At 77.1% G+C, this 9134-nt stretch carries 8 protein-coding genes; 5 read left to right on the forward strand and 3 right to left on the reverse strand.

Going from position 1 to position 9134, the window contains the following annotated elements:
* Positions 1 to 185: class I SAM-dependent methyltransferase (locus tag G5C62_RS23195; protein WP_164702856.1), on the reverse strand; the 185-nt coding region annotated here is incomplete at its 3' end.
* 38 nt (positions 186 to 223) lie between these two features.
* Here G5C62_RS23195 and G5C62_RS23200 point away from each other — a divergent pair.
* Both G5C62_RS23200 and G5C62_RS23205 read left to right on the forward strand, forming a co-directional pair.
* A complete protein-coding gene (locus tag G5C62_RS23200; RefSeq protein WP_206330814.1) occupies positions 224 to 1498 on the forward strand; it encodes an isochorismate synthase MenF in 1275 nt (424 codons plus the stop codon).
* Positions 1499 to 1610: 112 nt separating this feature from the next.
* A complete protein-coding gene (locus G5C62_RS23205) occupies positions 1611 to 4325 on the forward strand; it encodes a bifunctional diguanylate cyclase/phosphodiesterase (RefSeq protein WP_164702857.1) in 2715 nt (904 codons plus the stop codon).
* A gap of 12 nt (positions 4326 to 4337) precedes the next feature.
* Here G5C62_RS23205 and menD read toward each other — a convergent pair whose 3' ends face one another.
* Together menD and G5C62_RS23215 are read right to left on the reverse strand one after the other, a co-directional pair.
* A complete protein-coding gene (gene menD, locus G5C62_RS23210) occupies positions 4338 to 6083 on the reverse strand; it encodes a 2-succinyl-5-enolpyruvyl-6-hydroxy-3-cyclohexene-1-carboxylic-acid synthase (protein ID WP_164702858.1) in 1746 nt (581 codons plus the stop codon).
* Positions 6080 to 7042, reverse strand: a complete 963-nt coding sequence (locus G5C62_RS23215) for an o-succinylbenzoate synthase (RefSeq protein ID WP_241176080.1) — start codon at positions 7040 to 7042, stop codon at positions 6080 to 6082. The genes menD and G5C62_RS23215 overlap by 4 nt, the downstream gene beginning before the upstream one ends.
* Before the next feature lie 126 nt (positions 7043 to 7168).
* On the opposite strand from G5C62_RS23215, the gene G5C62_RS23220 reads away from it, so the two are divergent.
* The 3 genes from G5C62_RS23220 to G5C62_RS23230 all read left to right on the forward strand — a co-directional run.
* Positions 7169 to 7870, forward strand: coding sequence for a CDP-alcohol phosphatidyltransferase family protein (locus tag G5C62_RS23220; RefSeq protein ID WP_206330815.1), 702 nt, complete (start codon positions 7169 to 7171; stop codon positions 7868 to 7870).
* Positions 7863 to 8420, forward strand: a complete 558-nt coding sequence (locus G5C62_RS23225; protein WP_164702859.1) for a hypothetical protein — start codon at positions 7863 to 7865, stop codon at positions 8418 to 8420. The genes G5C62_RS23220 and G5C62_RS23225 overlap by 8 nt, the downstream gene beginning before the upstream one ends.
* A gap of 27 nt (positions 8421 to 8447) precedes the next feature.
* The coding region (locus G5C62_RS23230) for an AMP-binding protein (RefSeq protein WP_241176081.1) at positions 8448 to 9134 on the forward strand (687 nt) is incomplete at its 3' end.

The raw sequence follows: 9134 nt of genomic DNA on the forward strand, positions 1-9134 counted from the left end.
CCCGGCCGCGCACCCAGCGCCTCGCGGGTGGCCCGGCGCCAGCCGGCGTCCAGCCCGGCGGAGAGCACCGTGTTGGTCAGGTCGTACCGGCCGGCGACCCGGTCGAACATCGCCGCGACCTCCGCCGGCCGCTTGTCCAGCCCGGCTCGCGTCCCCGCCGTCCCCGCCCGTTCCCCGGTCGCCACGACGGCGACGCTACCTGCGCCCCTCCTACCCTGGAGCGGTGACCACGGCAGCCGCACGCACCGCGACCAGCGCGGCAGCGGTCACCACCACCCCCCTGGGCGCCCGGCGCACGCCGCTGCTGACCCTGCTCCCCCGCGACGGCGCGCTCGCCTGGGTGCGCCGCGGCGAGGGCCTGATCGGCTGGGGCGAGGCGGCCCGGCTGGAGGTGTCCGGCCCCGGTGCGCTCACCGAGGCCGCCGACTGGTGGGCCCAGCGCTGCGCCGGCACCGAGGTCCACGACCCGGTCGGCGTCCCCGGCTCCGGGCCGGTCCTCTTCGCCTCCGTGGCCTTCGACCCGGCGGAGGGGACGTCGGTCTTCGTCGTCCCCGAGGTGGTCGTGGGCCGCCGCGACGGGTGCACCTGGGTGACCGTCACCGGCGACGCGGACGACGAGGACCTCGCTGTCGTCGAGACCTCACCGCAGCACGCGGCCACCTCGATCGGCCGGCTCGCCTACGCCGACGGCGCCCTCGACCCGATGGCCTGGTGCGGTGCCGTCGCCGCCGCGGTCGCCCGGATCGACGCCGGCGAGCTGGACAAGGTGGTGCTGGCCCGCGACCTGCTGGTCAGCGCCGACCGGCCGCTGGACCCCCGTCGGCTGCTGCTCCGCCTGGCCGAGCGGTTCCCGGACACCTGGACGTTCGCCGTCGACGGCCTGCTCGGCGCCACCCCCGAGCTGCTGCTGCGCCGGACCGGCCGCGAGCTGGACGCCCGGGTGCTGGCCGGCACCGCCCCGCGGGGCGCCGGCGCGGAGGACGACCGGCTGGCGGTGGGCCTGCAGACCTCGGTCAAGGACCACGCCGAGCACGCCTACGCCGTCGACTCCCTCGCCGACGCGCTCCGGCCGTTCGTCGACGAGCTGGTCGTCCCCGAGCAGCCCAGCGTGCTGACCCTGCCCAACGTCCGGCACCTGGCCAGCGACGTCCGCGGCCGCCAGCGGGACGACGACGCGACCGGACTGCTGGAACTGGTCGGCGCCGTGCACCCCACCGCCGCGGTCTGCGGCACCCCGACCGCCGGCGCGGCCCGGGTGATCGCCGAGCTCGAGGGGATGGACCGCGGCCGCTACGCCGGGCCGGTCGGCTGGCTCGACGCGCGCGGCGACGGGGAGTTCGGGCTGGCGCTGCGCTGCGCGCAGCTGACCGGGGCCGACGGGGGGCGGCAGGCCCGGCTGTTCGCCGGGTGCGGCATCGTCGCCGACTCCGACCCGATCGCCGAGCTGGCCGAGACCCAGGCGAAGCTGGCTGCCTTCCAGGCCGCCCTGGAGGACTGACCCCCTCCCCCGGAAGGGGGGATCACACCGCCTGAGTGCCCCCCTCAGGTGAAGACGAGCCGCCGGCGTCCCGACAGTCTCCAGAACGGGAACACCGACAGGGGGACGACGGATGGACAGCAGGACGCTGAACGGTGGCGGGCGTACGGCCGTCGCCGCGTGGCTGCTGCTGGCCGCTGCCCTCATCGTCCTGGTCGGGTCCACCGGCGGCGAGACCGTGTCCTCGGTCGTCTCCCTGCTCGTCAGCGTCACCGCCGCGGTCGCCGCCTGGCTGGGCGTCCGGCGGTGCCGCCCGGGGCCGGCGGCCCGGTGGGTCGCGGTCGCCGTCTCGCTCAACGCCCTCGGCGACCTCCTCTGGCAGCTCCAGGCGTGGCTGGCCGATGCCCCGCCGGACGTCTCGGTGGCCGACGCCGCCTACCTGTCCTCCTACTGCGCCCTGGGGGCCGCACTGCTGGTCTACGCCGGCGACGGCGACCTCCACCCACGGGCCCGGTTCCACGCCCTGCTCGACGGCGCTGCCGTGCTGGTGATCGCCCTGCTGGTGGTCTGGCAGAGCTCCGTGCACTCGACGCTGACCGACGACAGCCTGCCGCTGGGCACCCGGGCCGTCTGGGCTGCCTACCCGCTGCTGGACGCGGTGGTCATCGGCCTGGTGGTGCGCGGCATGGTCGTGCAGTCGCGGATCGGGGTGCCGGCGCTGCTGCTCGGCCTGGGCTCCGCCGCCTGGCTCGCCTCCGACCTGGCCTGGCTGTTGCTGGCCGCCCCGAACACGGTCAGCGGCTGGCTGGACGCCGGCTGGCTGATCGGTGCGGCCGCGTTCGCCGCGCTGCCCTGGACGGACCGCTCGGACCTCCCGGCCGGTCCGGCGGTGACGCCCGCCACGGCCGGGACCGGGCGCTGGCGGATGACCCTGGCCTTCCTGCCGCTGCTGGTGCCCGGGGCGTTCGAGCTCCGGTCCTGGGTGGCCGGGGAGGACATCGACCCGCTGCCGGGCCTGCTGGCCACCTCCACGCTGACCGTGCTGATGATCGTGCGCGCCCAGCGGCTGCTCACCGACCAGAGCCGTGCCCGGGCCGAGGTCCACTCGTTGGCCCGGCGCTACGAGGCGCTGGCGGTGACCTCTTCCGACGCAGTGGCCGTCGTCGACCGTGACGGGCGGCTCACCTCGGACTCCCGGTCGCTCGCCGAGCTGCTCGGGCGCCCGGGCTGCACCGGGCGCTCGCTGCCACAGCTGCTCAGCGGCATCGGCGTGGACCCCGCCGACGTCCTGGCCACCCTCGACCGGGCCCGGCTCGTGCCGGGTCAGCCGGTCGAGCTGGAGCTGCGGGGCGACCACCCCACCGGCGGCACGGTGTGGCTGGGTGGCCGCGTCGTGGACCTGCGGGACGACCCCGACGTCGGGGGCATCGCCATCAGCGTCTACGACATCACCGCCCGCAAGCTGGCCGAGCAGGAACTGGCCCACCAGGCCTTCTACGACGGGCTCACCGGGCTGGCCAACCGGTCGCTCTTCCTGGACCACGCCGAGCAGGCGCTGCGCCGGGCCGGCCGCACCGGCAGCCCGCCGATCGTGCTCTGCCTGGACCTCGACGGGTTCAAGGACGTCAACGACAGCCTCGGCCACCTGGCCGGGGACGACCTGCTCCGCACGGTCGCCGAGCGACTGCAGGGCGTCGTCCGTGCGACGGACACGGTGGCCCGGCTGGGCGGCGATGAGTTCGCCGTCCTCATCGACGACACCCGGGGCGGCCTGCCGGCCGCCGCCTCGCTGGCCGAGCGGCTGCTGCAGGTCCTCGGCGAACCGGTGCTGCTGCACGGCCACCGGGTCACCGTGGCGGCGAGCATCGGGATCGTCGCCGCCGAGCCCGAGGCGACCCCGCTGTCGTTGTTCCGCGACGCCGACATCGCCATGTACCGGGCCAAGGCCGCCGGCCGGGCCCAGTGGGTCGTGTTCGACCCGCAGATGCGCGCCGCCGCGCTCGAGCGGATCCAGCTGGAGCGGGAGCTGGGTGGGGCACTCGCCGCCGGCCAGCTCCGGCTGGTCTACCAGCCGGTCGTCGACCTGCAGACCGAGCGGGTGGTCGGCTTCGAGGCGCTGCTCCGCTGGCAGCACCCCACCCTCGGCGCCATCGGGCCGGACCGGTTCGTCCCGGTCGCCGAGGACTCCGGGCACATCGTGCCGATCGGTCGCTGGGTGCTCGCCGAGGCCACCCGCACGGCTGCCCGCTGGCAGCGCGCCCACCCCCGGGCCACGCCGCTGTCCATGGCGGTCAACGTCTCCGCGCGCCAGCTGGTCGGCAGCACCCTGGTCGACCACGTCGCCGAGGCGCTGACCTCCAGCGGCATCGCGCCGTCCTCGCTGGTCCTGGAGGTCACCGAGACCGCGCTGGTCACCGACCCGGACGCGGCGGCCGAGCGGCTCCTGGAGCTGCGCGCGCTGGGCACCCGGCTGGCCCTGGACGACTTCGGCACCGGCTACTCCTCGCTGAGCTACCTGCGCCAGTTCGACGTCGACGTGCTCAAGATCGACCGCTCGTTCGTGAACCTGCTCGACGGCTCGGCCGACGACGCAGCGATCGTGCACGGGCTGGTCCAGCTGGGCCGCACGCTGCGGCTGGAGGTCGTCGCCGAGGGCGTGGAGACCGAGGTCCAGCGGGACCGGCTGCGCGCGGAGCGCTGCGACCTTGCCCAGGGCTGGCTGTTCGCCAAGCCGCTGGAGGCCGACGAGGCGGAGCTGCTGCTGCTCGCCGAGGCCTCCGGCACACCGGCGCTGCCCCACCCGCGGCCGGCGCCCATCGCCGGCGACCTGCCCGTCGCCCAGGCCTGAACCGGCGCCGGCCTAGCCGAGGGCGGTGACGGCGGCTGCGCGCAGCCGCGTGGCCAGGGCCGCCTCGGCGGCGGCGTCGGTGCGGACGACGACCACCCGCGGCCCACCGGCGCCCAGCGCGGCCACCAGCTGCGAGGGGTCGCTGACCGCGGTCGCCGCCCAGCCGAGCGAGCGCGCCACCGCCACCAGGTCCCGGCCGTGCGGGGTGCCGAACACCCGCCGGTAGCTGGCCGCGTACTGCGGCTTCCCCGGCTCCAGCTGGGCGAAGATGCCGCCCCCGTCGTTGTCCGGGACGACGACGGTCAGGTCCGGCCGCAGCTCACCCGCCCCGGGCAGCAGCCCGGTCAGGTCGTGCAGGAACGTGAGGTCGCCCATCAGCGCGAACGCCGGACCGCCACCGGCCCCCTGGTGCGCCAGCGCGGCCCCGACCGCGGTGGAGATCGTGCCGTCGATGCCGGCCACCCCCCGGTTGGCCAGCACGGTCAGCCCCGGCCGCGGCACGGCCAGCCGGTCGACGTCGCGCACCGGCGTCGAGGAGCCCAGCACCAGCAGCGCGCCGGCCGGCAGCGTGGCCACCAGGTCCCGGGCCAGCCGGGCCGCGGTCAGCCCGCGCCCGGGGGCGTCGTCCAGTTCCGCGTCGACCGCCGCCCCGACCAGCCGGGCGGCCTCGGCCCACTCAGCCGCCCACTCCCCGCCGCTCCGCGGGCCGGGGTCGCGCAGCGCCAGGCCCGGGTCGAGCTGGGCGCTGCCGACGACGCTGCTGCCCCGGCCCGGGTCGGCCCAGCGCGGCGAGGGCCCGTAGGTCTCCACGGTCACCGCCGGGTCGCCCAGCAGGGCGTTGACCGGCCGGGAGAGCGTGGGCCGGCCGACGACGACCACCCGGTCGGGCCGGTGCGCGGCCAGCCAGTCGGCAGCCCCCAGCAACAGGGCGGAGCCGCGCACCGCCCCGCTCGCGCCCCAGGCCCCGCTGCTGGGCTCGGCCAGCACCGGCCAGCCCCGCTGGTCGGCGACGACGGCAGCAGCCCGCCCGACCGCGGAGGGGGCGTCCCCGGCGACGAGCAGGGTGCGCCCCCCGCCGGCCGGCTCGCCGCCGGTGAGCGGTGCGCTCCGCGTGCCGTCACCGGCCGAGGTGGTCCACGGCGCGCCGTCCGGACGCCCGGTGAACTCACCCGGGAGCGGCGCCGGTCGCTCCCCGCCGTCGTCGGGCATGAGCGGCTCACGGAGGGCCAGGTTCAGGTGCACCGGACCGGGGTCGCCGGACAGCGCACCCCGGGCCACGAGCAGCGCCTTGGCGACGACCGACCGCCAGTACCTGTTCTGCGCCGCCTCCCGACCCGGTTCGGGCACCCCGACGTCCAGTGCCCAGCGCACCGCACCGCCGTAGAGGCCGACCTGGTCGATCGTCTGGTTCGCGCCGGTGGCGCGCAGCTCCGGCGGGCGGTCCGCGGTCAGCGCCAGCAGGGGCACCCCGCTCTCGTGCGCCTCCAGCACCGCCGCGTGCAGGTGGGCGGTCGCCGTCCCGGAGGTGGTCAGCACCGGCACCGGCCGCCCGGCGGCCTTCGCCAGCCCGAGCGCGAGGAACGCCGCCGTCCGCTCGTCGATCCGCACGTGCAGCCGCAGGCGGCCCGCCGTCTCGGCGTCGGCCAGCGCCAGGGCGACCGGCGCGGAGCGGGAGCCGGGCGCGACCACCGCGTCGGTGACGCCGCCGCGGACCAGTTCGTCGACGAGCACCCGGGCGAAGGCGGTGGCCGGGTTCACGGGGCCGTCACCGCGGCCAGCCGGGCACGCCAGCGCTGCTCGACCGCCGGCTCGGCCGCGGTCTCGGCGAGCCGGTCGGGCTCCGGGCGGCGCACCGGCAGCGCACCGTCGACCGGCAGCAACGGCTCACCGGTGACGTCGTCGGTGAACAGCGCGACCGTGGCCAGGCCGCAGGCGAACGGCAGCTCCGGCAGCGCGGCGGCCAGCGCGACGCCGGCGGCGATCCCGACCGAGCTCTCCAGCGCCGAGGAGACCACGCACGGCAGCCCGTGCGCCTCGGCCACCGCCAGCGCCGCCCGCACCCCGCCCAGCGGCTGCACCTTCAGCACCACGACGTCGGCCGCCTCGCGCAGGTCGACCTCGCGGGGGTCGGCGGCGCGGCGGACCACCTCGTCGGCGGCCACCCGCACCTCCACCCGCCGGCGCACCGCCGCCAGCTCACCGATCGTGGCGCAGGGCTGCTCGGCGTACTCCAGGCCCACCCGGTCCAGCTCGCGCAACCGTGCGACCGCGGTGTCGACGTCCCAGGCGGCGTTGGCGTCCACCCGGATCGCCCCGGCCGGGCCGAGCGCATCGCGCACCGCCTCCACCCGGGCCAGGTCGTCGGCGGCGGACTGGCCGGGCTCGGCGACCTTCACCTTCGCGGTCCGGCACCCCGACGCCGTCACGAGGGCGTGTGCCCGGTCCGGTTCCACGGCCGGCACCGTGACGTTGACCGGCACGCTGTCCCGCAGCGGGTCGGGCCAGCCGAGGACGGCGGCCTCGTGCGCCGCGGCCCACCAGCGGCGGCTCTCGGTGACGTCGTAGTCCCAGAACGGGGAGAACTCACCCCAGCCGGCCGGGCCGCGCACCAGCACCCCGTCGCGGACGTCGATGCCGCGGAACCGGGTGCGCATCGGCACCGACCAGACGTGCACCGCCAGGGCCGCCGCTGCGGCGTCGGGAGGGGCGGTGACCACGGCCGACAGCGTAGGCGGGCGGCCGGGACACCCGGGGGCGGTCCTGGTGCACAGGCCAACCGACCCCTAGCGTGCACTCCGCAGCGCCGCCGGAGATCCGGCGCGCCCGAGACCCGGAGGTCCCCCGTGGCCCACTCGACGGCTCCAGGGACCGTCACCGTCGACCGCACCCCCCGCCGTCCCGGGCTGCCGGTGCGGTGCGGCGTGCGCGGCTGCGCCTGCGAGGACCCCCGCCAGCTGCGCAACGCCGCGAACGTCGTCACCGTGGTGCGCACGCTGGCGTCGCTGGCGCTGGTGACCACCGCCGCCGTCCAGCACTCCTGGCCGTGGCTGCTCGCCGCCTACCTGACCTACTGGATCGGCGACTCCGCCGACGGCAACGTCGCCCGCTGGCGGCACCAGGAGACCCGCTTCGGCGCGGTGTTCGACGTGGTCTGCGACCGGATCAACTGCATCAGCTGCGCCCTGGTGCTGCTGATGTTCATCGACGCACCGTGGCCGGTGGCGGTCTTCCTCTTCCAGTTCGTCGTGGTCGACCTGCCGCTGACCCTGCTGCCGATGCGCTGGCCGGTGCTCTCGCCCAACTACTTCTCCCTCGTCGACCGGCTGGCCTGGACGCTGAACTGGCACGTGGTCGCCAAGGTCACCAACACCACCCTGCTGGTGCTGCTGTTGGTGTTCGTGCCCGACCAGCGGGTGGCCCTGGTCGCCGCCTCGGTGGTCCTGGTGATCAAGGTCTGGTCGCTGGGCCGGGTGCTCCGGCTGCCCCTGCCCAGCGACCCGGTGCACGTCCGGCAGCCGACCTCGGGCGCCGCCGGCCGTGCCTGACGCCGGCACGATCGGCCTGATCGCGCTCGGCCTGGTGGTCGGCGCCGTCTCCGCCGTCACGCCGTTCCTGCCGGTGGAGGCCTACGTGATCGGCCTGGCGGTCGCCCGGTCCCCCACCGTCGCCGTCGCCGGCGCCGTGGCCGCAGCGATCGGCCAGACCGCGGGCAAGGTGCTGCTGTTCTCCGCCGCCCGGGGCGCGACCAGCTCCCGCTGGCTGGAGCGGCTGCGCGAGCGCGGGGCGGCGGAGGCGGCCGCGATCGCCGCCGCCGAGGCGGCTGGGGAGCCACCCCCGGGCGGGCCGGTGAAGCGGGCGCTCCGGCCGGTGGGCCGCTGGCTGGGGCGGGTCAACGCCCGAGGCGTCGCGCTGCTGTCCGGCCGCGGGGGCCCGGGGGTGGTGCTGCTCAGCGGCTCGGTGGGCATCCCGCCGCTGCTGGCGATCGCCTTCTACGCCGGGACGTCGAAGATGAGCCTGCGGGCGTTCGTGGTGACCTGCCTGGTCGGCCGCGCCATCCGGTTCGTCGTCCTGGCGCTGGTGCCCGACCTGTTCTGAGTGCGGGCCGCCGTAGCCTGACTCCTCGTGCACCGGCAGCTGACCCTCGTGGCCGCGCCGCCGCCGGAGGCGGCCGCGGCGGTGCTGTCCACCGTCTGGCCGGCGCTCCTCCGCAGCCTGGACGGCGACGGGCCGCTGGCCGTGCTGCCCGCCGGCACCGGGCCCGCCGACGCGGCGCGTGCGGTGCTCCGGCCCGACGAGCCGCTGGAGCCGGGCACCGACCTGGTCGTGGTGACCTCCGGGTCGACCGGTGCCGGCAAGGGCGTGCTGCTCTCCGCGGCGGCGCTCCGGGCCTCGGCGGCCGCCACCGCCGACCGGCTGGGCGGCCCCGGCAGCTGGCTGCTCGCCCTGCCGACCTCGGCGATCGGCGGGCTGCAGGTGCTCGTCCGGACCGCGCTGGCCGGCCGGGAGCCCGTCGTCCTCATCCGGGGCGAGTCGCTGGCCACCGCCGCGGCCCGGCTGCCGGCCGGCGACCGCCGCTACGTCGCCCTGGTGCCCACCCAGCTGCGCCGGTACCTGGCCGACGAGCCGGCCGTGCTGGCCTCCTTCGACGGCGTGCTGATCGGTGGCGCCGCCACCGACCCCGCCCTGCTCGCCGCCGCCCGCCGCGCCGGCGTGCAGGTGCGCACCGCCTACGGCATGAGCGAGACCGCCAGCGGCTGCGTCTACGACGGCGTGCCGCTGGCGGGGGTCTCCGTGCGGGTGACCGACGGG

This window comes from Modestobacter sp. KNN46-3, assembly GCF_011039295.1.

Excerpts from the sequence above, each read along its gene's own strand:
- G5C62_RS23205 (WP_164702857.1), top strand. The coding sequence starts at position 1,611 with ATGGACAGCAGGACGCTGAACGGTGGCGGGCGTACGGCCGTCGCCGCG.